We start from the raw sequence: 21,863 nt of genomic DNA on the forward strand, positions 1-21,863 counted from the left end.
GGGCTTTACGATCACTTGACCTTGGGCTTAGCGTCCGCTTTGTGCCAAGCAGACGCTACTTAGCCACAGTCCCCGCGCTCACCCTCATCGCCACGGGACTCGCCGTCGCACCCGCGGACGCCTCTATCGCGAGGTATGTCCCCAGCGCGGCAGACGCCTACATCAACTACGCACCGCCCCGGGTGGAGAAGACCCTCGCGGATCCGCCGGCGCCGGGCTCGCCCGCCGCCCGCAGCCTCTCCCCGGCGCAGAAGTTCGACCAGAAGTTCACCAGCGGCAACCCGGTCGCCGGCCGCGTCCTGGCCGCCCGGGAGAACGAGGCCATCAGAACCGGCCGCAACCCCGCCGACTGGATCTTCAAGAAGTCGAAGCAGACCAAGACGGCCAAGCTGCTGACCCTGCTCGTGGAGTTCAACGAGAACGCCAACGACGACTTCTCCGGCTACAACCGCCTGCGCACGCCCGACAGCGCGCCCGACGACTGCGTCGTGGAGCCGCCGGGCACCAAGATGAACGGCCCGCTCCACAACAACATCCCCGACCCGGCGAGCCTGCCCCAGAAGGACAACAACTCCTTCTGGGTTCCCGACTTCAGCCCCGCGCACTTCAACAAGATGCTCTACACCGACAAGGGCATCACCGAGCGCGTGCGCAAGGACCTCAAGGACCCGCGCGACGGCCGCCCCGGCATCGACATCTCCGGCCACACCATGAAGAAGATGTACGAGGAGATGTCCAAGGGCGCCTACTCCGTCACCGGCTCCGCCGTCGGCTGGATCAAGGCCCCGCACTCCGAGGCGTGGTACGGCGCGGCCGCCTGCGGTGGCGCACCCCAGGACATGTCCGGCCACCCGGACAACCCGCTGGGCGCCGGCCAGCTCGCCATCGACGCGGTCAACGTCCTGGCGCAGACGCAGCCCGGCTTCAACTGGGCCGAGTACGACCAGGAGGACACCTCCGACGCCGACGGTGACGGCAACTTCGCCGAGCCCGACGGCGTGATCGACCACCTGGTGCTCGTCCACGCCGGCAAGGACAAGTCCTCCGACGGCGGCAAGGAGGGCACCTACGCGATCTGGGCGCACTCCAGCGCGGTCGCCGGCGGCTACCAGGTCCCCGGCACCGACAAGAAGATCTCGAACTACATCGTGCAGCCCGAGGACTCCGGCGTCGGCGTCTTCGCCCACGAGTACGGCCACGACCTCGGCCTGCCCGACCTGTACGACACCAGCGGCGCGGGCAGCTCCTCCGTCGACTTCTGGGACCTGATGTCCAGCGGCTCGCACTCCGGCCCGATCTTCCAGTCGATGCCGACGCACATGGGCCTGTGGGACAAGTGGGTCCTCGGCTGGGCCAACCCCAAGACGCTCAACCCCGGTGACGCCGGCAAGCTGGTCACCGTCGGCCAGTCCTCGCGCACGCCCAAGTTCACCGCCGACGGCATCCGCGTCAACCTGGCCAGCCAGCCGCTGAAGATGATCGACGCCCACAGCGGCGCCAACGCCTGGTGGTCCGGCATGGACCAGGAGTGGGCCAACGTCAAGGTCACCCGCGACGTGCAGGTGCCCGCCGGAAGCGACCTGCGCTTCTGGATGTGGAACAACTACGAGATCGAGGCCGACTGGGACTACGGCTTCGTCGAGGTCTCCACCGACGGCGGCAACACCTGGACCCAGCAGAAGGTCTTCAACGAGGCCGGCCAGGAAGTCACCACCCCGGACGACTACCCGGACCCGAACAAGAACCTCAAGACGTTCGGCAACAAGAAGTACGGCCTCACCGGCAACACCGACGGCTGGCGGCACGACTACGTCAACCTGACCCCGTTCGCCGGCCAGACCGTCAAGCTGCGCCTGGCCTACAACACCGACGCCGCCTCCACCCCGCGCGGCTGGCACGCCGACGACTTCCAGCTCACCAACGGCGGCACCGCCGTGTGGAGCGACGACGTCGAGGGCGGCGAGAACGGCTGGAAGGCCACCGGCGGCACGTTCACCAACACCAGCGGCCAGGGCTGGACCGTGAACAACGGCTCGCGCGAGATCTCCCGCTTCTACCTCGCCGAGTGGCGTAACTTCGACGGCTTCGACAAGGGCCTGCAGTACGCCTACGACACCACCTACTCGCGCGACGGCGCGTGGAACGTGCAGAAGGTCAAGTACAACGCGCCCGGCCTGCTGGTCTGGCTCCGCGACTCGACCTACACCAACAACGTGATCATCCCGAGCCTGGAGCAGCTGCCCAGCATCGGAGCCAAGGGCAGCCTGCTGGTCGTGGACTCCCATTACGAGCCGCTGCGCCGTACCGGGACCGCGGCGGCCAAGGACCCGAGCCGCAACAAGAACCTGGAAGGCCGCTCCCAGACCTCCAACGCCGCGTTCTCCTTCAACAAGACCTACCCGTTCAAGGAGTGCCTGGAGGCGCCGGACGAGCCGTTCAGCGAGTACTGCTCGGACATCGCCGCGCTGAAGGGCGTGCCGAACTTCACCGACGCGAAGACCTGGTACCCGGGCTTCGAGCTGCAGAACGGCTCGCTGTTCTACCGCGACTTCGACGCGTCGGCGGTCGTCCCCGCCAAGGGCGACCAGCAGTACAGCACGCGCGTCGTCAACTTCGACGGCACCCCCGCCCCCGACCTGTACGGGACCGACATGGGCCACGGCCACAAGCTCGGCACCGGCAACCCGGGTGACGAGGGCAAGGCGCTGGGCGTCCAGTTCAAGCTGGTCAGCCCCCTGCCCGGCAACCTCGGAGCCATCGTCCAGGTCGTCGCGCCCAAGAAGTGATCGTAGGGGCCGCTCCGGCGGCCCTACGATGAGGGACCATGACGGACCTTAGGACCAAGGCGGAGCACACCGCGGCCATCCGGCGGGAGCGCCGGGTGGCCGTGGTGATCAACACTCGCTCGCGCCGCGGTCGCCGCCACTATTTCGAGGCGCTCGACCTCATCCACGGTCTGGGCTTCGAACCACTCGCCGAGTTCTCGGTGCTCAAGCCCAAGCGGTTGCGCGAGCATCTCGACAGGGCGCTGGCCACCCAGCCCGACCTGCTGATCGTCGGGGGCGGTGACGGCACCCTGTCGTCGGCCGTGCGCCACATCGCTCACCGCGACGTCGCGCTCGGCGTGCTCCCGCTCGGCACCACCAACAACTTCGCCCGCAGCCTCGGCCTGCCGCTCGACCTGGCCGGCGCGATCAACGTCTTCGCCACCGGCAAGGTCGCCGACATCGACCTCGGCATGGCCGACGACCGCCCGTTCGCGAACCTGGCCAGCTTCGGCGTCTCCGTCGAGGTGGCCGGCAAGGTCAAGCCGTGGCTCAAGCGCATCATCGGGCGCCCCGCCTACCCGCTGACGGCGCTGACGATCCTGCCGGGCCACCGGCCGTTCCGCGCCTTCATCACCGTCGACGGCCAGCGCCACGAGCTCCTCACCCACCAGCTCAACATCGCCAACGGCCGCTTCCACGGCGGCTGGCAGGTGGCCAAGGACATCAGCATCGACAACGGCCAGCTCGTCGCCTACCAGCTCGGCTCCGGCAAGAAGCTGCGGCTGCTCGGCGAGACGCTCGTGCGGGCGGCGTCCGGCCGCTGGCGCAGCATGGCGGGCGGGCCGTTCGTGACCGGCCGCGAGATGCTGCTGGAGACCGACCCGCCGATGGCCGCCGACGTCGACGGAGAGGTGCGCCTACGCACCCCCATCAGGCTGCGCGTGGTGCCCAACGGGGTGCGCGTGATGGTCCCGGAGACCTTCGAGGATCGCTGAGATCCGCTCCAGCGTGAGCGGCCGCGTCAGCATCTCGCGCAGGCGGGCGCGCGAGCGCGCCCGGTTCTCCTCGTCCTCCGCCGGATCGCTCGCCCGCCGCGCGTAGAACTCCAGCAGATGCCCCTGTACGGCCACGCGCATCGAGAAGTCCTCCGGCCGGGTCACCCGCGCCGGACCGCCCGCCGCCACGTAGGCGGGGTAGACCCCGGGGTCGCGGGCCACGATCGCGGCCAGCTCCCAGGCGGGCACGGCCGGGCCGCAGTTCTCCCAGTCCAGGACGGTGAGCACGCCCTGGGCGGACATGCGCAGGTTCTCCTCGTTGAGGTCGCGGTGGCAGGTCGTCACCCGCGCCGGATCCGGCTCGGCGACGATCGCCTCCACCGCGACGAGGTCGTCCAGCCAGGTGCGCAGCGCGTCCTCCCACTCCTGGCGGCGCGAGATCGCGGCGATCCCCGCCCACCCCTCCGCGCCGAGCGGGGCGGCGAACCAGCCGGGCACCGGGCCGCGGGCGGCGTGCCGTACGCGATGGACGCTCGCGGTCGCCGCGCCCAGCTGGGCGGCGGTGATCTCGCCGGCGGCGAGCTCGGCCCACTCGTAGACCCTCAGGTCGTACGGCCGCGCCCGCAGGATCACCCGCCCGCCGCGGTCCACGACCGGGGCCGGGAGCACCACGCCGGCCGCGGCGGCGGCGCGCTGGAAGGCCACGTCGGCGGCGGCGTCGTGCTCGGCCACGTCGATGAGCGACTCCTTGACCGCCCACGAACCCCGGTCGGTGTCCACCCGCCAGATCAGGCCCAGTTCGCCGCGTGCCGCGTAGACCGGCTCCGCCGTCACCTCGCCCAGCTCGAACTCCCGCGCCACCCGCTCGGCCGTCTCGATCAGCATGGGCCGACGCTACGGCACCCCGCGGATCTTCCACACCAGGAGGGCGCCGGCAATGCCCACCGCGGCCGTGACCGTGTAGAGCGCCGGATAGCCGCCCAGCTGCGTGACCAGCGGCGCGGCCAGCACCGGCGCGAGCACCTGCGGCCCGGCCGAGGCCAGGTTGAGCACGCCGAGGTCCTTGCCCCGGTCGAGGTCGGTGGGCAGCACCTGCGTCAGCAGCGCCTGGTCCACGGCCAGGAACGCGCCGCTGCCCGCCCCGAGTATCACCGCCGCCACGATCACCGTCGGCCAGGACGTGGTGAACGCCAGCAGCACCCCCGCCGAGGCGGTCAGCAGCGCCGCCACGCTGACGATCGGGCGGCGCTTGCCTATCTTGTCCGACAGCCAGCCGGACAGCAGCGTGGGCGCGATGCCGGCCACCGTGGAGACCGCCAGCAGGATGAGCACGCCCTCGTCCACGCCGTGCCCGGGGAACAGCCGCTCGTAGCCGATCGCGTCACGCAGGTAGTAGAGCAGGTAGCCGGTGCCCATCGAGATCGACAGGTTCAGCAGGAAACGCGTCACCCACGCCCACGCGAAGTCGGGGTGGCGGCGCGGGCTCACCCAGAGCGTGCGCCAGTCGAAGCGCGCCTTGGCCGCGTCCGGCACCGGCCCCTCGCCGGTCCCGAGCGCGAACGGCAGCACGGTCGCCAGCAGCAGCAACGCCATCGCCAGATAGGACGGCAGCACGCCGGTGACGACCAGCGCCACCACCAGCCCGCCCAGGAGCGGTCCCGCCGCCTGCGCCGCGCCCGCCACCGCCAGCACCCGGCCGCGCTGCCACTCCGGCACCCGGTCCGGCACCACCGCGACCGTCGAGGCGTACGCCGCGTTGAACGTGAGCTGCACCAGGCTCCAGCCGATCGTCATGCCCAGCACCGTCCGCTGGGTGCCGAGCAGCACCAGGGCCGCGGCGCCGGTCAGCGCGCCGAACATGATCCACGGGCGGCGCCTGCCGAAGCGGCCGCGGGTGCGGTCCGACAGCGCGCCGAACGCCACGTTCGACACCATCGACACCGCCGCCCCCACGGCGAACACCACCGCCAGCGACGCCTCCTTGTGGGCGTTGTCCACCTCCACCATGTGCTGGGGAAGCACGATCTGGATGAGCGTGAACCAGCCCATCATCAGCCCGAGCTGGGCCAGGGAGAGCCGTGCCGTCCAACCGCCGGAGACCTTTGCCGTTAACGCGGGTGAGCTCACGAGGAGTCCTCTCCGGTTCGGGGCGAGAGGGCCCTCATATTAGGTCTCGCCGGCGGGTGCCTCAAGATCTGCGGCCATGCCGATGTAGGCCGGTCCGAGCTGGTGCGCCAGCCCCTCCGGCGGCGGGAACAACCGCAGCAGCAGATCGGGCGCGCCCGCTGCCCGCCGCTCCGGCCGCCCCAGGCTCGCGCCCGCCGCGTAGAAGTCGGCCAGCCGGTCGGCGAACGGCACGTCCGCCACCGCCAGCGGGTCGCCGCCCGCCCCGCCGTCATCGGCCAGCGACCCCAGCAACTGCTCTTTGGTACGGCCCCGCCAGGCCAGCACCAGGAACGGGTCGTCGTCGAACGACTCGGCCAGCAGGTAGAGCACCGCCGACAGGTGCTTGCACGGAAACCCCCAGTCCGGGCACGAGCACTCCATGTCCAGATCGTGCGGGAACAGGTCGACGCCCATCGCGGCGAAGACCTCCTCGATCTCCGCCGGCATCTCCCCGGCCAGCAGTTTGGCGCGGTGCACCGCCTGCCCGGCGATCGCCGCCTCCAGGTCGGCCCACAGCGCCTCCGCGTACACCTCGACCCTGACCGCCACCTCGTACGGGTCCGGGCGCGAGCCCTGCACCCTGGCGCTCACCAGGCCCGCGGCCAGCTCCAGCGAGAGCACCTGGCCCTTGCGCGCGTAGGTGCGCCCGCGCGCCAGCCGCCCCTTGTCGCACACCCGCTCCAGGATGTCGACGAACCTGCGCGACCACCACGAGGCGCCGATCGTGCCGCGCTGGGTGCGCGCCTTGAGCCCGCCCTCGACCGTGATCGGCCGGCCGCCGTCGTACCATCCGTCCCTGCCGACCGGCATGCTCAGCTCACCGCCTCGGCGCCCAGGCGGAAGACCTCGCGCAGCTCCTGGGAGGACAGGTCGGTCAGCCAGTCCTCGCCGGTGCCGACCACCCGCTCCGCCAGCGCCTTCTTGCGCTCGATCATCTCGTCCACGCGCTCTTCGAGGGTGCCCGCGCAGATCAGCTTGCGCACCTGGACGTTCTTGCGCTGCCCGATGCGGAACGCCCGGTCGGTGGCCTGGTTCTCGACGGCCGGGTTCCACCAGCGGTCCACGTGGATGACGTGGCTGGCCGCGGTCAGGTTGAGGCCGACGCCCGCGGCCTTCAGCGAGAGCAGGAACACCATCGGCTCCGGGTCGTTCTGGAACCGGTCGACGAGCCGGTCACGCGCCTTCTTCGCCAGGCCGCCGTGCAGCCAGAGCACCGGGCGGTCCAGCCGGGCGGCCAGGTACGGCTGCAGCATCGTGCCGAACTCCGCGTACTGCGTGAAGACCAGCGCCTTCTCGCCCTCCGCCACGATCTCCTCGGTCAGCTCCTCCAGCCGGGCCAGCTTGCCCGAACGGCCCGGCAGCCGCGAACCGTCCTTCAACAGGTGCGCCGGGTGGTTGCAGACCTGCTTGAGCTTGGCCATCGCGGCCAGCACCAGCCCGCGCCGCTCGATGCCCTCGCTGCCGTCGATCTTGCCCATCATGTCGTCGACCACCGCCTGGTACAGGGAGGCCTGCTCGGGGGTGAGCGAGCACCACTCCTTGACCTCCAGCTTCTCCGGCAGGTCGGTGATGATGGACCGGTCGGTCTTGAGTCGGCGCAGCACGAACGGCCCGGTGGCGCGTTTGAGCGCGAGCGTGGCCTGCTCGTCCTGGCGGGCCTCGATCGGCTCCTGGTAGCGGGACCTGAACCTGGAACGCGAGCCCAGCATCCCAGGATTGCAGAACTCCATGATCGACCAGAGCTCGGCCAGGTGGTTCTCCACCGGGGTGCCGGTCAGGGCGAGGCGGGTGCGGGTGGGGATCGCCCGTACGGCGCGGGCCTGCAGGGTGCCGCTGTTCTTGATCGCCTGGGCTTCGTCGCAGACGACGCGTTGCCAGGTGAAGCCTTTCAGGGTCTCCAGGTCGCGCTGGGCGGTGCCGTACGTGGTGATCACCAGATCGGCGCCCTCGGCCTGGGCGGCGTCACGTCCGCTGCCGTGGTGCACGTAGACCTTCAGGCCGGGCGCGAACCTGGCCGCCTCCCGCTGCCAGTTCCCGACCAGCGACATCGGGCACACGAGCAACGTCGGCGACGCCGGTACGGCCTGAGCCCTCTCGTGGGCCAGCAGTGCCAGCGTGGTGATCGTCTTGCCCAGGCCCATGTCGTCGGCCAGGACGCCGCCCAGCCCCAGCTCCGACAGGAAGCTCAGCCAGGCCAGCCCGCGCTCCTGGTAGGGCCGCAGGGTGGCGTCGATCCCGGCCGGGGTGGCCAGCGGGGTCAGCCGCCGCTCGGCCTGCCCCGACAGCAGATCGCCGAGGACACCGTCGGCGTCGATCTCCAGCAGGGGCAGCTCGTCGTCCTCGCCCTGAACGACGTTCCGCAGGATCTCGGCCGCGCTCAGCTCGCCGTCCCTGCGCCCCTCGACCGCCCGCAGGGCCGCCTTGAGCTGGCGCTCGTCCAGCTCCACCCACTGCCCGCGCACACGCACCAGCGGCACCTTGAGCCGGGCCAGCTCCGCCAGCTCCTCCTCACTGACGCTCTCGTCACCGACGGCCAGATCGATACGGAAGTCGACCAGCTCCCGCAACCCGAACCCCTGGCCGGTGGCCGCCTGCTGGCTCTTGGTGCGGGTGGTCAGCTTGAGCCCCAGCTTGGCCCGCCCGGCCCAGCGGGGCAGCTGCACCCCGAACCCGGCCGCCTGCAGCAGCGGCGCCGCCTGCCGCAGGAAGGTGAACGCGCCCGCGGTGTCGAGGACCAGCTCCCGCGGCTCGGCCACCCGGAGAGCGGGGTCGAGATCGGGATAGAGGCGTACCGCCCGGCCCAGCCCGGTCAGGAGCTCCCGCTCGGGCCGCGAAGGCAACCCTGGCAGCGGCTCACCCCGCCAGATCCGGTCGGCGGGGACGTACAGGCTCGGATCGTCCACGGCCTGCAACGCCAGCTCCACCCGCCACCCGTCGTCACTCCCGGACCCCGCACTCCCGGACCCCGCACTCCCGGACCCCGCGCTCCCGGACCCCGCGTCCCCGGCATCGGCGTCCGCCGAGGGCTCGACCAGGCGGAAGCTGACGCGCGCCGAACTGTCGGCCGCCGCCACCGCGTCATACCACCCGGTCAGCGCCTCCCGCAGCTCCGGCACGTCCGGGCAGGAGGCGCCGGGCCCGGTGAGCGCGGCCAGCCAGCGGTCCCTGAGCGTGCGGGGCCGCGCCACCAGCGGCTCGTGGACCTGGGCCCTGACGTGGGCGTCGGCGAAGTGGTCGAGCGCCGCGCGCAGCACCCCGGCCGAGGCCCGCTCCACGTCTCCGGTACGGCAGGCGGGCGGCATCGCCAGGGCCAGCTCCCGGAACCGCGCGGCGTCCTGCCCGGTCAGCACCACCCGCCACCGAGCCAGCGCCGTGTCCTGCGGGACGGCCCACATGGCCAGCCCCTCGTCCGCGTCCGCCTCAACCGCGTCCGCCTCAACCGCGTCCGCCCCATCCGCGGATCCCGCGTGCTCGGCGGACGGCAGGAGCTGGGGCAGGACACGGCCGCGCCGTACGAGATCGCGGGCGAGCTCCGCCACGACGCCCCAGAACCGCACCGTCGCCCCGCCGGAGCTGAGCAGGTCGAGGCAGCGTCCGGCCTCCGGCACCACGACCGGCACCCGCCAGACGCGCGCCCGCGCTCGCACCCCGTCGCCCAGAAGCCCGGTCTCCGGCGACGGCACCGGGGCGGCGGCCGAGCCCGGCAGCACCATCTCCATCACCCGGTGCCCGCCGCCGGACAGCCCGAGATGGGCGGCCAGCTCCTCATGCCCGGCGGCGAACGGATGAGGCCGCGGCCAGGCACCACGCGACACGGCTCCGACCGCCTCGGTGTCCTCCGCCCAGAAGGCGAGCCCGCCACCCGCCCACACTCCATGCACCACCAGCACCCCGGCAGGCTACCGCCGGACACCGACAGCACGCCGCCGTTGGGGTGACGCTTACCGGATGGAGGCTCGCGGCGGCGGCGGGGCCCGACGTACGCTGACGGTATGACCGGATCCTGGTGCGAACGCCCCAAACCGCCGGCGCCGCCGTGCGAACTGCCCTCGCCGTTCGCCGCGCCGGACAAGCCGGGTGGCTGGTGTGAGGTGCCCAAGTCGTCCGACGCCGTGGCGGTGGTCGGGTTCCTGCTGAGGCTCGCCCGGCGCTGACCACATCGTGGCCGGGGCTTTGCCGTTGATCTCGACCCGTGCGGTTAGAACCACGGGTGAGAGCACGGGAAGGCAGGGCCGATGGAGGAGCACGAGGAATACGTCGAGGGAGTGACCGCAGGTTACGTCGGCGCGCACGAGGCCGTCGTGGGCACGCCCGTGGACCCGACCTCGATCAACGTGCCGCAGACCCGGGCGGGTGCGGCGGAGAACGCCGAGGCCGCCGAAGCGGCGCGCAAGGCGCGCGGCGTGTTCGTCGCGGCCGACAACACGCACGGGGACGTCACGGACGTGCGCGCGGAGGAAGAGCTCGCCGCGATCCGTGAGCACGCCGAGGAGAAGGACCCGCTTCTCGCCGCCCGCGACGCCATGCGCGAGGACCTGCGCGGGGAACAGCCGTGATAGAGCGCCTCCCGGCTGGGTAGGCGCCTTTCTCGTCGGAGGAGGCGGCGGCACACGCCGCGGGCGCCTTCCATCCGTGCCGACGTGGTGAAGGAGGGGCCCGGAGATGACCGAGGCAGATCCCGGGATGGACCGGGACCGCAGCGCGGGAGACGTGGGCGCGCACCGGGCCACGGTGGGTACCCCGGCCGGTGCGGAGCCCGATGAGACGACCGGAACGAGAGACAAGGCAGGCGACGCGATGGCGACGGCTAAGGATAAAGCAGGCGACATGGCCGACACGGCCAAGGAGAAGGCGGGCGAGGTCGCCGCGACGGCCAAGGACACGGCCGCGACGGCCAAGGACAAGGCGGGCGAGCTGGCAGCCACGGCGAAGGACAAGGCGGGCGAGATGGCGGTGGCCGCCAAGGACACGGCCGCGGCCGCGACGGACAAGGCCGGGGAGGTGGCCGACGCCGCCGCCACGGAGGCGAAGAAGCGCCCCATCCTGGTGATGGCCGCCGTGGGCACCATCGTCGCCCTCGTCGTGCGCCGCCTGCTCAAGCGCAGGCGCTGAACGCGCCGCCGTACCCCCGGGGAGGGAACGATACGCTGCGGCAGGTGAAGAGGACATGGGCCGCGGCGGTCCTGCTGGCCGTCGCGGCGGCGGGATGCGGCGCGGGTTCGGCGGTCAGCGACTACGGCACCGTCGTGAAGGGCGCCAAGGGCCGGACGACCCCGGTCGAGGTGAGCCAGGGCGATCGTTTCTCGCTGGTCGTCGCCGACAACCCGTCGGTCGGCGACAACTGGTCGCTGGTCGAGGTGCCGGACGCGACGGTGGCCTCGTTCATCAGCGAGGAGCATGAGAGCGACGGCGACGCCCCGGGCAGCGGCGGCACCGGCTACTTCGTCTTCAACGCCAAGCGGCCGGGCACGACGGAGGTCAAGCTGTACAACTGCTGGCGCTGCGGGGCGGAGAAGACGCCGACGGCCCCGGACAGCGTCAGGGAGTCCGGAACCGCGATCTTCACCATCACCGTCAAGTGATCACGACAGAGTGTCTTGAAACCTGACGCGCGGTCGTAGAGGCTTCACCCCATGGATTTCCTTCGGGTGCGCGCCTCGACTGACGGCGCCGAGACGATCTCGTGGTGGACCGGCGACGTGTACGGCTGGCAGGACGACGACGGCCCGCACCACCTGTTCGGGTTCGAAGGCCTCAACGTGGCGCGCGTGGCCGAGGCCGACGGCGCCTGGCAGCTCCTGACCCGCGAGGCCGCCGCCTATCTCGACCCGAAGTCCCGCGAGATCCTCCAGACCTGGGACAACCCGTTCACCGGCCGGCAGGTCGAGGTCCAGCACGTCTTCAACGACCCGGTCAACCAGCGCCTGGGCGCGTACCCGGTCCCGCGGACAAGGATCGGCGACCAGGTCATCTTCAACGTGGACATCCGTCTCGCCTACCCCTCGCCCCTCAAAGTCGCGGAATTTCCGGAAAATTCGGCAAACGACACCTATCGTGCCCTCGAGCTCTTCCAGTTCTTCGCGAAGGCCGAGGACGTGGAGAGCGACATCCAGAACGTGCCCAGCTTCTTCTCCTGGAGCCGCGTCTCGCCCTGGCTGCCCTGGATGGCGATGGGACAGCGCCCCGGCGGCCTCGTCTACCACGTCAGGGGCGGCAAGGTCGCCGAGGCCCCCGAGCGGCTGGCCGCGCACGTCGGCGAGCACTTCCTGCACGCGCCCCAGGAGTGGGGCGGCCCCAACGTGAGCAGCTGGTCGGCGTTCGCGGCTAAAGTCGGCAGGTGAGCACCGACCTGTTCTGCGAGATCATCGCGGGGGAACGGCCCGCCTTCACGGTCTTCTCCGACGAGGTGGCCGTCGGCTTCCTCGACACGAGGCCGGTCTTCAAGGGCCATGTCCTGCTGGTGCCGCGCCGTCACGTGGAGACGCTGGCCGACCTCACCGGCGTCGGCCCGTTCTTCGAACGCGTCCAGGCGGGCGCCCGCGCGGTGGAGGACGGCCTGCGGGCGGCGGGCACGTTCGTCGCGATGAACAACCGGATCAGCCAGAGCGTCGCCCACCTGCACGTGCACATCGTGCCGCGCCAGAAGAAGGACGGGCTGCGCGGCTTCTTCTGGCCGCGCACCAAGTACGCCGACGACGCCGAGGCCGAGTCCTACGCCGAGCTGATCAGGAAGTCATGGAACTCGCCGTCGGCCTGATCCTGGCGGTGGTGCTGGTCGGCGTCCCGGCCGTGGTGCTGTGGCGGGTCCTGCGCGGCCGGCGCGAGCTGGGGACCGGGCCGGCCGAGCGGGCCACGTTCGAGACGCTGCACACCGCCTCGCTGGCCGCGCCGCCGCTGCGGGCCGGGCTGACCGCCGAGGGCGCACAGAAGGCCTCGCGCCACCTGCGCGAGCTGCTCGGCTCGCCGGCGCTGGCGATCACGGACGGCGAGCGGCTGCTGGTGTACGACGGCATCGGCGACCACCACGCCGCCGACGCCCTGGACCACGCGGCGGCGACCCTGCGCGACGGCCGTACCCAGGTGCTGTCGATCCCGTGCGAGCTGCTCGAATGCCCGATCAGGCACGCGGTCGTGGTGCCGCTGACCACCGACGACCGCATCGTCGGCTCGCTGGCCGCCTACGGCCCGCACGCCTCCGCCGGGCTGGTGCGCGCGGCGCAGGAGACGGCCGGCTGGGTCGACTCCCAGCTGGAACTGGCCGAGCTCGACCGCTCCCGCACCCGCCTGATGGAGGCCGAGGTACGGGCGCTGCGCGCGCAGATCTCCCCCCACTTCATCTACAACTCGCTGACCACGATCGCCTCGTTCGTCCGCACCGACCCGGAGCGCGCCCGCGAGCTGCTGCTGGAGTTCGCCGACTTCACCCGCTACTCCTTCCGCCGCCACGGCGACTTCACCACGCTGGCCGAGGAACTGCGCTCCATCGACCGCTACCTGATCCTGGAACGCGCCCGCTTCGGCGACCAGCTCCAGGTCACGCTCAGGATCGCGCCGGAGGTGCTGCCGGTCGCGGTGCCGTTCCTCTGCCTGCAGCCGCTCGTGGAGAACGCGGTACGGCACGGCCTGGAGAGCAAGAACGGCGTCGGCCGGATCACCATCGTCGCCGAGGACGCCGGGGCCGAGTGCCGCATCAGCGTCGAGGACGACGGTCTCGGCATGGACCCCGACCGGCTCCGGCTCATCCTGGCCGGAGAGGTGGTCAGCGCGGGCGGCGTGGGCCTGGCCAACGTCGACGAGCGCCTGCGCCAGGTCTACGGTGATGAGTACGGCCTGGTCGTGGAGACCGGCAAGGGCGCCGGGACCAAGGTCAACGTGCGCGTGCCGAAGTACCACCCGGGGGTCTCGGCCCGCTAGTGACCTGTGACCTGCGCGTGACGGGCTTGACGCCTCTTGTCGCTTTTATCACTGTCAAGGGATCGGAAGGAGTGTTGCGTGGCTGGCTTGCGCGTCCTGGCGGTCGACGATGAACTTCCGGCTCTGGAGGACCTGTCCTACCTGCTGCGCGCCGACCCGCGGATCGACGAGGTGCTGACCGCCCGCGACGGCGCCGCGGCGCTGCGGCAGCTCGACCGCGGCATCGCCGAGGGCCGCCCGGTCGACGCGGTCTTCCTCGACATCAGGATGCGCGGGCTCGACGGCGTGGTGCTGGGCCGCCTACTGGCGCAGTTCGCCAACCCGCCCCGGGTGGTGTTCGTGACCGCCTACGAGGAACACGCGGTCGACGCGTTCGAGATCAAGGCCGAGGACTACCTGCTCAAGCCGGTACGCCCGGAACGCCTGGCCGAGGCGATCCGCAGAGTCGCCCTGTCCTCCGACGTGGCGCCGGACGGCGAGGACGCCGACACGATCCCGGTCGAGCTGGGCGGGGTGACGCGCTTCGTCTCCTCCGCCGATGTCGTGTACGTGGAGGCGCAGGGCGACTACGCTCGCCTGCACACCCAGACGGGTACCCACCTGGTCCGCATCCCCCTCAACACGCTGGAGGAACGCTGGGCCGCCGCCGGGTTCGTCCGGGTCCACCGCAGCCACCTGGTCGCGGTCAAGCACATCGAGGAGCTGCACATCGACTCAGGCAGGTGCACGGTGACCGTGGGCAGCACCGAGATCCCGGTCAGCCGCCGCCACACCCGCGAGCTGCGCGACCTCCTCGTCAGAAGAGCCAAACGATGAGCAACCGCCGCGTCGCCGTCACCAGCCCCCGCACCGCCGCCGCCCGCCGCCGCCGCTACCCGGCCACGCGCGAGATCGACGAGCAGACCGTGGTCGGCGAGGTCTACATGCGCTCCCTGCTGCGCACCCAGTTCCGCCTGGCGTTGTTCGTCTGCACCGTGCTGGCCTGCGTGATCGGCGGGCTGCCGCTGCTGTTCCTGCTCCTGCCGGACGTGCGCGGCCTGCACCTGCTCGGCGTGCCACTGCCGTGGGCGGTGCTCGCCTGCCTCATCTATCCCGCCTTCGTGGTGGGAGCCTGGCTCTACGTACGGCAGGCCGAACGCAACGAACGCCACTTCGCCGACCTGGTCGAGCGCAAATGAGTTTGACCGCGGTCGTGGTCGTCGTGGTGGCCGCGGTGCTCATCGGCGCGTTCGGCATCCGGTTCTCCCGCACCACCTCCGACTTCTACGTCGCCTCCCGCACGGTCAGCCCGCTCTGGAACGCCTCGGCCATCGGCGGCGAGTACCTGTCGGCCGCCTCCTTCCTCGGCATCGCCGGCCTCATCCTCACCTACGGCATCGACATGCTGTGGCTGCCCGTCGGCTGGACCGGCGGCTACCTGGTGCTGCTCGTGCTCGTCTCGGCCCCGCTGCGGCGCTCCGGCGCGTACACGCTGCCCGACTTCGCCGAGGCCAGGCTGGAGTCGATGGCCGTGCGCCGTACGGCCAGCGTGCTCGTGGTGCTGATCGGCTGGCTCTACCTGATGCCGCAGTTCCAGAGCGCCGGGCTGGTGCTGCGCACGATCACCGGGGCGCCGATCTGGGTCGGCGGGCTGCTGGTGGCGGTCGTGGTGGCGGTCAACGTGCTGTCGGGCGGGATGCGCTCGATCACGTTCGTGCAGGCCTTCCAGTACTGGCTGAAGCTGACCGCGCTGGCGGTGCCGCTGGTGTTCCTGCTGCTGGCCTGGAAGCGTGACGGCGCGCCCGGCCTGAGCGCGGCCGACGCGGCCACCTGGCAGATGCCGCTGAGCAGCGGCAAGGAGTACGGGCTCTACTCCACGTACTCGCTGATCCTGGCGACGTTCCTGGGCACGATGGGGCTGCCGCACGTGCTGGTGCGCTTCTACACCAATCCGGACGGGCGGGCGGCGCGCCGTACGACGCTCGTGGTGCTGACCTTGCTCGGCGCCTTCTACCTGCTGCCCGCCGCCTACGGCTGGCTGGGCCGGCTCTACACCCCCGACCTGGCCCGCACCGACGCGGTCGTGCTCACGCTGCCCGGCACGATGGTCGGCGGCACGCTCGGGGACCTGCTGACCGCGCTGGTGACGGCGGGGGCGTTCGCGGCGTTCCTGTCCACCTCGTCGGGGCTGACCGTGTCGGTGGCCGGGGTGATCGCGCAGGATCTGCTGGGCGGCGGCGTGCGCTCGTTCAGGATCGCCACGCTGATGGCCGTGGCGGTGCCGCTGGCGCTGGCGTTGTGGGCGCGCTCGCTGCCCGTGGCCGACGTGGTGGGGCTGGCCTTCGCGGTGGCGGCCTCCTCGTTCTGCCCGCTGCTCGTGCTCGGCATCTGGTGGCGGCGCCTGACCACGACGGGCGCGCTCGCCGGGCTGTTCGCCGGGGGCGGGCTGGCCTGCTGCGCGGTGCTGGCCACGATCATCGGCGGGCCGTACGACGGGGTCGTCAACGCGCTGCTGGCGCAGCCGGCGGCGTGGACGGTGCCGATCGCGTTCACCGTGATGGTGGCGGTGTCGTTCCTGACCCCGCACCGGGTGCCGCCGGGCGTGGCCAGGACGATGGTACGCCTGCACACGCCCGAGGACCTCGACCTGGACCGCGGCGACTGGCGGCCCAAAGGCTAGGGGGCGCGCTCGCCGGATCCGCGGACGACCAGCTCCACCGGTACGGTCACCCGGCGCGGCCGTCCGGACGGGTCCAGCAGGAGGCCGACCGCGCTGCGGGCGATGCGGTCGATGTCGTAGCGGACCACGCTCACGCCGGGGTTGAACACCTCCGCCAGCGCGAAGTCATCGAAACCCACGTAGGCGGGGCGTTCCGGGCGCTCGCGCAGGGCCTGCAGGATGCCGATCGCGGCCCGGTTGTTGGTGGCGAAGAACGCGGTGGGCGGGTCGGCCAGGTCGAGCAGCCGGGCGACCTCCTGCGAGACGCGCCACGGGTCGAAGACGCCGTGCACGACGAGGCGCTCGTCCGGCGCGCCGAGCGCCTCGCGGTAGCCGGTGGCCCGGTCGCGCACCGAGCTCAGCCGTACGTCGTCGGAGATCAGCGCGATCCTTCGATGGCCGTGCGCGAGCAGGTGCCCGGTGGCCAGGCGGCCGCCCCTCAGGTCGTCGAGCAGGACCACGTCGCTGTCCTGGCCGGGCGGCAGCCGGTCCACGAAGACCGTGGTCAGGCCGGTGTGCCTGGCCAGCCACGCGTGGTCGCCCGACGACGGGACGACGATCAGGGAGTCGACGCCGCGGGCGTACATGGACTCGACCAGCATGCGCTCGCGCTCGGGCCGCTCCTCGTAGGAGCCGAACACGACCAGCGCCTCGTGCTCGGCGGCGGCCGCCTCGACCGCCTTGGCCAGGCGCGAGTAGAACTCGTTGGAGATGTTCTCCATGACCAGCCCGATGGTCAGCATCGTGGCGCCCCTGGCCAGCCGGGCCGCCGCCTCGTTGCGGCGGAAGCCGAGCGCGCTGATCGCGGCGCCCACTTTTAGCTGGACCTCGGCGCTGACGTGCGGCTCCCGGTTGACCACCCGGGAGACCGTTTTCAGGCTGACCCCCGCGTACCTGGCCACGTCGGCCATGGTCGGCTTGCGCGCTGTCATACTCTGCCCCCATGGATGATGAATGGATCTGCGGACGCCTCGGCGAGGACGAGCCGTGGCTGCTCGGCGCGGTCAACCCGCCGGTGTTCGAGAACTCCCTGTTCACCTTCCGCACGGCCGGCGAGCTGGGCGAGGCGATCAAGGACGAGGACGAGCGCTACGTCTACTGGCGCGGCACCAACCCGACCGTCGACCTGGCCCAGCGCAAGCTCGCCGCGCTGGAGCGGGCGGAGCGGGCCAAGTGCTTCGCCTCCGGCATGGGCGCGATCTCGGCCACGATCTCGTCGCTGGTGTCGGCGGGCGACCACGTGCTGGTGCTGGGCGCCGTCTACGGGCCGACGACCCAGTTTCTGCGCTATCTGGAGAAATTCGGCGTCACGCATACGCACGTCAGCGATCTCGCGGGGTGTGACAGCGCTATCAGGTCGAGCACGCGCCTACTCTACTTCGAGTCGCCGTCCTACATGCGCTACGAGGTCTTCGACATCGCGGCCGTCACCGGCTGGGCCAGGGAGCGCGGCCTCGTCACGGCCATGGACAACACCTGGTCCACCCCCATCTTCCAGAAGCCGCTGACGCTCGGGGTCGACCTGGTGCTGCACTCGCTGTCGAAGTACGTGGGCGGGCACAGCGACCTGGTCGGCGGCGTGGTGGCCGGCCCGTCGCGGCTGATCAGGCCGCTCGCGCTGACCGAGTATCAGCTGTACGGCGCCGCCATGTCACCCCACGACGCCGCCAAGGTGATCAAGGGCCTGCGCACGCTGCCGGTGCGGATGGCCGCGCACCAGGAGCGCGGCCTGGCCGTCGCCGCCTTCCTGGACGAGCACCCGGCCGTCCGGGTGGTCAACCACCCCGGCCTGCCCTCCCACCCGGGCCATGTGCGGGCGAAGGCCCAGATGTCCGGCTTCTCCAGCCTGTTCAGCATCGAGCTGGACACCGAGTCGCGTGAGGAGGCGGCCGAGTTCCTGGACCGGCTGCGGCACTTCCGCATCGGCGTCTCGTGGGGCGGCTTCGAGTCGCTGGTCAACGTGCCGGCGCTGTCGGTCGAGGAGAGCGTACGGGCGACCATGGGCATCCCCGTCGGGCTGGTGCGGCTGTCGGTCGGCCTTGAGTCCGCGGACACATTGATCAAGGACCTCGGTCTAGCGCTGGAGGGGGTCGGTCGCCTAGCGTGACTGACAGCGCTGTCACATCTATGGAGGCGTCGTGAAATCCTTCCTGGCCCTTGCCGCCCTCACCGTGCTGCTCGCGGGCTGCGGGTCGTCCACCGGCTCCGGCCCCGGCGAGGTACGGCTGCGCATGGTCGAGAGCCTGACCAGCCCGGAGCGCACCAAGCTGCTCAAGTCACTGCTCGCCGACTTCGAGAAGGCCAACCCGGGCGTCAAGGTGGAGCTCATCTCGCCGCCGCTGGACAGCGCCGACCAGAAGATCACCCAGATCCTGCAGACGAAGAAGGACCTGGACGTGCTGGAGGTCCGCGACCACACGGCCAAGTCCTTCTCCAACAACGGCTGGCTCGGCGAACTGCCCACGACCGAGTGGAGCGGCTGGGCCGGCCTGACCGAACTGACCCAGAAGAAGGCGGTCGAGGTGGGCGGCAAGCCGTACCTCATCCCCTATGGCTTCTACCAGCGCACGCTCTTCTACCGCACCGACTGGGGCATGGCCGCGCCGCCGAAGACCTGGCAGGAGCTGTACGAGGCGGGCAAGAAGATGACCGGCGGCGAGCGGTTCGGCTACTCCTTCCGCGGGGGCAAGGGCGGCGCCGACTACGCCGTCATGATGATCAGCGCCTACAACGGCGAGGCGCTCAACCCGGACAAGTCCTTCTACCTGACGGACAAGCGCACGATCTTCGCCACTCCCGAGGCCGCGCAGGCGCTCGACCTGTTCGTCAAGATCTTCAAGGAGGCCTCGCCGCCGGACTCGGTCTCGTGGGCCTACCCGGAGATGGTGCAGGGCTTCACCTCGGGCGTCACCGGCATGCTCATCCAGGACCCCGAAGTGATCAAGACGGTCGAGGAGAGCGGGGTCAAGGCGTGGTCCACGGCGCCGATCCCGAAGGGCCCGAGCGGATACGCCTACCAGCCCGTCGGCTACGCCGGATGGGGCGTCACCTCCTTCACCAAGCATCGGGACCAGGCGGTCAAGCTGGTGCAGTTCCTGTCGGAGTCGCAGCAGAGCATCCGCTTCGCCAAGGGCAACTCGCTCATCCCGATCTCCAAGCAGGCGCAGAGCGACCCGCAGTTCTCCCAGGGCGCCTGGAAGGCCTACCTGGAGGCGCAGCAGGACCCCAAGCAGGTGATCACGATCCGGCCCGTGGACTACCCGGGATGGAGCCAGTTCCTCGTCGACTCCGACCGTGACGTGCAGGCGCTGCTGACCGGCAAGAAGAGCACCGCCGACGTGCTGAAGGCCTGGGACGCCTTCTGGACCGACCAGGCGAAGAAGGTCTCGTGACCAAGAGGGCGTTCACCGGGCGCAGGGCGGCGTTCATCACGCTGTGCCTGCTGCCCGGGATCGTGTTCGTCGTCCTGTTCACCTACTGGCCGATGGTGCGCGGCAGCGTCATGGCCTTCCAGCGCTACAACCTGTTCGACCTGACGCAGACGCCCTTCGTCGGCCTGGAGAACTTCGCCGCGGTGCTGGCCGAGGAGCGGTTCTGGACCTCGCTGCGCAACACCGGCACGTGGGTCGTGGTCTCGCTGTTCTTCCAGTTCGTGCTGGGTTTCGGGCTGGCGTTGCTGCTCAGGAGGCACTTCAGGGGCCGCGGGCTCTACCAGGCGTGGGTGTTCTTCCCGTGGGCCATGTCCGGGTTCCTGATCGGGCTGCTGTGGCGGTGGATGTTCAACGGGCAGTTCGGCGTGATCAACGACCTGCTGCTCAAGACCGGGATCATCGACCAGCGCATCGGCTTCCTGTCCACGCCCGGCTGGGCGATGACCTCGGTCATCGTGGCCAACGTCTGGTACGGCACGACGTTCTTCGCCATCATGATCATGGCCGCGCTGCAGTCGGTCCCCAAGGAGCTCTACGAGGCGGCGGGCGTGGACGGCGCCTCCCGGCTGCGCCAGTTCTGGCACGTCACCCTGCCGCACATCCGGCCCACGCTGGCGCTGATCGTGCTGCTGCGGATCATCTGGATCCTCAACTTCCCCGACCTGATCTACTCCATGACCGGCGGCGGACCCGCCGGCAGCACCGACATCGTCACCACCTTCCTCATCCAGCAGGTCATGGGCGGCGACTACGGCCGGGCCGGCGCCGTCGGGCTGCTGGTCCTGGCGTTGCTGCTGGCCTTCAGCATCTTCTACCTGAACGTGACGAGGTCCGCCGATGGTGAAAAGGCTCGCTAAGGGGACGGTGCTGGGCGCCTGGCTGCTCATCACCGTCTTCCCGCTCTACTGGATCGTCGTCACCTCGCTCAAGCCCAAGGCCGAGATCTTCTCGATGCCGCTGAAGTACTGGCCGGCCAACCTCACCTTCGAGCACTACGCCGAACTGTTCGAGTTCGCCGACTTCGGCCGCTACCTCGCCAACAGCCTGATGGTCTCGCTGGTCGCGGCGGCCGCGGTCACCGTGATCGGCGTCCTCGGCGGCTACACCCTGGCCCGCTTCACCTTCCCCGGCAGGGGAGCGCTGATGCTGGCCTTCCTGGTGACCCAGATGATCCCGCTGTTCATCGCCCTGGGCCCGCTCTACCTGCTGATGTCCGACCTCGACCTGCTCAACCGGCTGGCCGGCCTCATGGTGGTCTATGTCGCCATGCTGGTGCCGTTCTCCACGATCATCATGCGCGGCTTCTACGAACGGGTGCCGGTCGCGCTGGAGGAGGCCGCCCAGGTGGACGGGGCCTCGCGGCTGTCGGCGCTGGTCCGCGTGGTCATCCCGGTGATGCTGCCGGGGATCGCGGCGACGTTCATCTTCGCGTTCGTGCAGTGCTGGAACGAGCTGTTCCTGGCCATCACCTTCATCGACAGCGAGGACGCCAAGACGGTGCCGGTCGCCATGAACTCCTTCATCACCCAGTACGACATCGACTGGGGCTCGATGGCCGCCGCCACCGTGGTCTCGGTCATCCCCACCCTCATCCTGTTCGCCGCGATCCGCCGCTACATCGTCGAGGGGCTGACCGCCGGGGCCGTCAAGGGGTGAGGGGCGCGGCGCTCGCTGAGCTTGCTTGATTACGCTGGGTAGTTGCGTGTATACAAGTCAAGCGGCCATTTATCTCGAATGCCCGGACTTATCCCGTGAAACGACGACGGTTACCGCTTATCGCGTGAAACGGACCTTTCACCGCAGGCCATGCCCAACTAAACGCCACGCGGCGGCGGCTCGCCGAACGACGGGACTGTGGACCTCCACGGAGGGTAGTTTGCGCTCTTACCTT

At 70.7% G+C, this 21,863-nt stretch carries 21 protein-coding genes; 16 read left to right on the top strand and 5 right to left on the bottom strand.

The window, feature by feature from the left end; genetic code table 11:
• Window positions 1-41: 41 nt before the first annotated feature.
• Together ACFWYW_RS08860 and ACFWYW_RS08865 are read left to right on the top strand one after the other, a co-directional pair.
• The gene (locus tag ACFWYW_RS08860) at window positions 42-2,786 is read left to right on the top strand and encodes an immune inhibitor A domain-containing protein (protein WP_379613318.1); all 2,745 of its coding nucleotides are present in this window, start codon (window positions 42-44) and stop codon (window positions 2,784-2,786) included.
• A 38-nt stretch (window positions 2,787-2,824) separates the two neighbouring features.
• Window positions 2,825-3,763 carry a diacylglycerol/lipid kinase family protein gene (locus tag ACFWYW_RS08865; RefSeq protein WP_379613317.1) on the top strand — a complete coding sequence of 313 codons (939 nt, stop codon included), beginning with the start codon at window positions 2,825-2,827 and terminating at the stop codon, window positions 3,761-3,763.
• On the opposite strand, the gene ACFWYW_RS08870 is transcribed toward ACFWYW_RS08865, so the two are convergent.
• From ACFWYW_RS08870 to ACFWYW_RS08885, 4 genes are read right to left on the bottom strand one after another with little or no spacing between them, the layout of a single operon-like run.
• On the bottom strand, window positions 3,686-4,648 hold the full coding sequence (locus ACFWYW_RS08870; protein WP_379613316.1) for a phosphotransferase: 963 nt from the start codon (window positions 4,646-4,648) through the stop codon (window positions 3,686-3,688). The two genes, ACFWYW_RS08865 and ACFWYW_RS08870, sit on opposite strands and share 78 nt — an antisense overlap.
• Window positions 4,649-4,657: 9 nt before the next feature.
• On the bottom strand, window positions 4,658-5,890 hold the full coding sequence (locus ACFWYW_RS08875) for an MFS transporter (RefSeq protein WP_379613315.1): 1,233 nt from the start codon (window positions 5,888-5,890) through the stop codon (window positions 4,658-4,660).
• Window positions 5,891-5,929: 39 nt separating this feature from the next.
• Window positions 5,930-6,739: an SWIM zinc finger family protein gene (locus ACFWYW_RS08880; RefSeq protein ID WP_379613314.1), complete on the bottom strand. Its 810-nt coding sequence runs from the start codon at window positions 6,737-6,739 to the stop codon at window positions 5,930-5,932.
• A 2-nt stretch (window positions 6,740-6,741) separates the two neighbouring features.
• Entirely contained in the window at window positions 6,742-9,819 is a 3,078-nt protein-coding gene (locus ACFWYW_RS08885; RefSeq protein WP_379613313.1) for a DEAD/DEAH box helicase, read from the bottom strand.
• A gap of 102 nt (window positions 9,820-9,921) precedes the next feature.
• Here ACFWYW_RS08885 and ACFWYW_RS08890 point away from each other — a divergent pair, with 102 nt between their 5' ends.
• The 10 genes from ACFWYW_RS08890 to ACFWYW_RS08935 all read left to right on the top strand — a co-directional run bounded on the left by ACFWYW_RS08890 (window position 9,922) and on the right by ACFWYW_RS08935 (window position 16,502).
• Entirely contained in the window at window positions 9,922-10,083 is a 162-nt protein-coding gene (locus ACFWYW_RS08890; RefSeq protein ID WP_379613312.1) for a hypothetical protein, read from the top strand.
• Window positions 10,084-10,164: 81 nt separating this feature from the next.
• Window positions 10,165-10,485: a hypothetical protein gene (locus ACFWYW_RS08895; RefSeq protein WP_379613311.1), complete on the top strand. Its 321-nt coding sequence runs from the start codon at window positions 10,165-10,167 to the stop codon at window positions 10,483-10,485.
• 106 nt (window positions 10,486-10,591) lie between these two features.
• On the top strand, window positions 10,592-11,041 hold the full coding sequence (locus ACFWYW_RS08900; protein ID WP_379613310.1) for a hypothetical protein: 450 nt from the start codon (window positions 10,592-10,594) through the stop codon (window positions 11,039-11,041).
• Window positions 11,042-11,085: 44 nt separating this feature from the next.
• Window positions 11,086-11,511 carry a protease inhibitor I42 family protein gene (locus ACFWYW_RS08905; protein ID WP_379613309.1) on the top strand — a complete coding sequence of 142 codons (426 nt, stop codon included), beginning with the start codon at window positions 11,086-11,088 and terminating at the stop codon, window positions 11,509-11,511.
• 51 nt (window positions 11,512-11,562) lie between these two features.
• Window positions 11,563-12,270 (top strand): DUF1838 family protein, encoded by a 708-nt coding sequence (locus ACFWYW_RS08910; RefSeq protein ID WP_379613308.1) that lies wholly within the window; start codon window positions 11,563-11,565, stop codon window positions 12,268-12,270.
• Window positions 12,267-12,686: an HIT family protein gene (locus ACFWYW_RS08915; RefSeq protein ID WP_379613307.1), complete on the top strand. Its 420-nt coding sequence runs from the start codon at window positions 12,267-12,269 to the stop codon at window positions 12,684-12,686. The genes ACFWYW_RS08910 and ACFWYW_RS08915 overlap by 4 nt, the downstream gene beginning before the upstream one ends.
• Window positions 12,665-13,843, top strand: a complete 1,179-nt coding sequence (locus ACFWYW_RS08920) for a sensor histidine kinase (RefSeq protein WP_379613306.1) — start codon at window positions 12,665-12,667, stop codon at window positions 13,841-13,843. The genes ACFWYW_RS08915 and ACFWYW_RS08920 overlap by 22 nt, the downstream gene beginning before the upstream one ends.
• Window positions 13,844-13,921: 78 nt before the next feature.
• Window positions 13,922-14,659: a LytR/AlgR family response regulator transcription factor gene (locus ACFWYW_RS08925; RefSeq protein ID WP_379613305.1), complete on the top strand. Its 738-nt coding sequence runs from the start codon at window positions 13,922-13,924 to the stop codon at window positions 14,657-14,659.
• Window positions 14,656-15,021, top strand: coding sequence for a hypothetical protein (locus ACFWYW_RS08930; RefSeq protein WP_379613304.1), 366 nt, complete (start codon window positions 14,656-14,658; stop codon window positions 15,019-15,021). The genes ACFWYW_RS08925 and ACFWYW_RS08930 overlap by 4 nt, the downstream gene beginning before the upstream one ends.
• Window positions 15,018-16,502 carry a cation acetate symporter gene (locus ACFWYW_RS08935; RefSeq protein ID WP_379613303.1) on the top strand — a complete coding sequence of 495 codons (1,485 nt, stop codon included), beginning with the start codon at window positions 15,018-15,020 and terminating at the stop codon, window positions 16,500-16,502. The genes ACFWYW_RS08930 and ACFWYW_RS08935 overlap by 4 nt, the downstream gene beginning before the upstream one ends.
• Here the strand turns inward: ACFWYW_RS08935 and ACFWYW_RS08940 are convergent.
• On the bottom strand, window positions 16,499-17,473 hold the full coding sequence (locus ACFWYW_RS08940; RefSeq protein WP_379613302.1) for a LacI family DNA-binding transcriptional regulator: 975 nt from the start codon (window positions 17,471-17,473) through the stop codon (window positions 16,499-16,501). The two genes, ACFWYW_RS08935 and ACFWYW_RS08940, sit on opposite strands and share 4 nt — an antisense overlap.
• A gap of 11 nt (window positions 17,474-17,484) precedes the next feature.
• On the opposite strand from ACFWYW_RS08940, the gene ACFWYW_RS08945 reads away from it, so the two are divergent.
• From ACFWYW_RS08945 to ACFWYW_RS08960, 4 genes are read left to right on the top strand one after another with little or no spacing between them, the layout of a single operon-like run.
• Window positions 17,485-18,648, top strand: coding sequence for a trans-sulfuration enzyme family protein (locus ACFWYW_RS08945; protein ID WP_379613301.1), 1,164 nt, complete (start codon window positions 17,485-17,487; stop codon window positions 18,646-18,648).
• Window positions 18,649-18,679: 31 nt separating this feature from the next.
• The gene (locus ACFWYW_RS08950; protein ID WP_379613300.1) at window positions 18,680-19,933 is read left to right on the top strand and encodes an ABC transporter substrate-binding protein; all 1,254 of its coding nucleotides are present in this window, start codon (window positions 18,680-18,682) and stop codon (window positions 19,931-19,933) included.
• Complete coding sequence (locus ACFWYW_RS08955) at window positions 19,930-20,829, top strand: carbohydrate ABC transporter permease (protein WP_221340486.1); 900 nt, start codon at window positions 19,930-19,932, stop codon at window positions 20,827-20,829. Before ACFWYW_RS08950 ends, ACFWYW_RS08955 begins: the two co-directional genes overlap by 4 nt.
• Window positions 20,810-21,628 carry a carbohydrate ABC transporter permease gene (locus ACFWYW_RS08960; protein WP_379613299.1) on the top strand — a complete coding sequence of 273 codons (819 nt, stop codon included), beginning with the start codon at window positions 20,810-20,812 and terminating at the stop codon, window positions 21,626-21,628. Before ACFWYW_RS08955 ends, ACFWYW_RS08960 begins: the two co-directional genes overlap by 20 nt.
• The last annotated feature ends 235 nt before the right edge of the window (window positions 21,629-21,863 follow it).

This window comes from Nonomuraea sp. NPDC059023 (genome assembly GCF_042740095.1).
Taxonomy (GTDB): Bacteria; Actinomycetota; Actinomycetes; order Streptosporangiales; family Streptosporangiaceae; genus Nonomuraea.

Excerpts from the sequence above, each read along its gene's own strand:
- ACFWYW_RS08865 (WP_379613317.1), top strand. The coding sequence starts at position 2,825 with ATGACGGACCTTAGGACCAAGGCGGAGCACACCGCGGCCATCCGGCGG.
- ACFWYW_RS08870 (WP_379613316.1), bottom strand. The coding sequence starts at position 4,648 with ATGCTGATCGAGACGGCCGAGCGGGTGGCGCGGGAGTTCGAGCTGGGC.
- ACFWYW_RS08880 (WP_379613314.1), bottom strand. The coding sequence starts at position 6,739 with ATGCCGGTCGGCAGGGACGGATGGTACGACGGCGGCCGGCCGATCACG.
- ACFWYW_RS08890 (WP_379613312.1), top strand. The coding sequence starts at position 9,922 with ATGACCGGATCCTGGTGCGAACGCCCCAAACCGCCGGCGCCGCCGTGC.
- ACFWYW_RS08895 (WP_379613311.1), top strand. The coding sequence starts at position 10,165 with ATGGAGGAGCACGAGGAATACGTCGAGGGAGTGACCGCAGGTTACGTC.
- ACFWYW_RS08900 (WP_379613310.1), top strand. The coding sequence starts at position 10,592 with ATGACCGAGGCAGATCCCGGGATGGACCGGGACCGCAGCGCGGGAGAC.
- ACFWYW_RS08910 (WP_379613308.1), top strand. The coding sequence starts at position 11,563 with ATGGATTTCCTTCGGGTGCGCGCCTCGACTGACGGCGCCGAGACGATC.
- ACFWYW_RS08920 (WP_379613306.1), top strand. The coding sequence starts at position 12,665 with ATGGAACTCGCCGTCGGCCTGATCCTGGCGGTGGTGCTGGTCGGCGTC.
- ACFWYW_RS08930 (WP_379613304.1), top strand. The coding sequence starts at position 14,656 with ATGAGCAACCGCCGCGTCGCCGTCACCAGCCCCCGCACCGCCGCCGCC.
- ACFWYW_RS08935 (WP_379613303.1), top strand. The coding sequence starts at position 15,018 with ATGAGTTTGACCGCGGTCGTGGTCGTCGTGGTGGCCGCGGTGCTCATC.
- ACFWYW_RS08940 (WP_379613302.1), bottom strand. The coding sequence starts at position 17,473 with ATGACAGCGCGCAAGCCGACCATGGCCGACGTGGCCAGGTACGCGGGG.
- ACFWYW_RS08945 (WP_379613301.1), top strand. The coding sequence starts at position 17,485 with ATGGATGATGAATGGATCTGCGGACGCCTCGGCGAGGACGAGCCGTGG.
- ACFWYW_RS08960 (WP_379613299.1), top strand. The coding sequence starts at position 20,810 with ATGGTGAAAAGGCTCGCTAAGGGGACGGTGCTGGGCGCCTGGCTGCTC.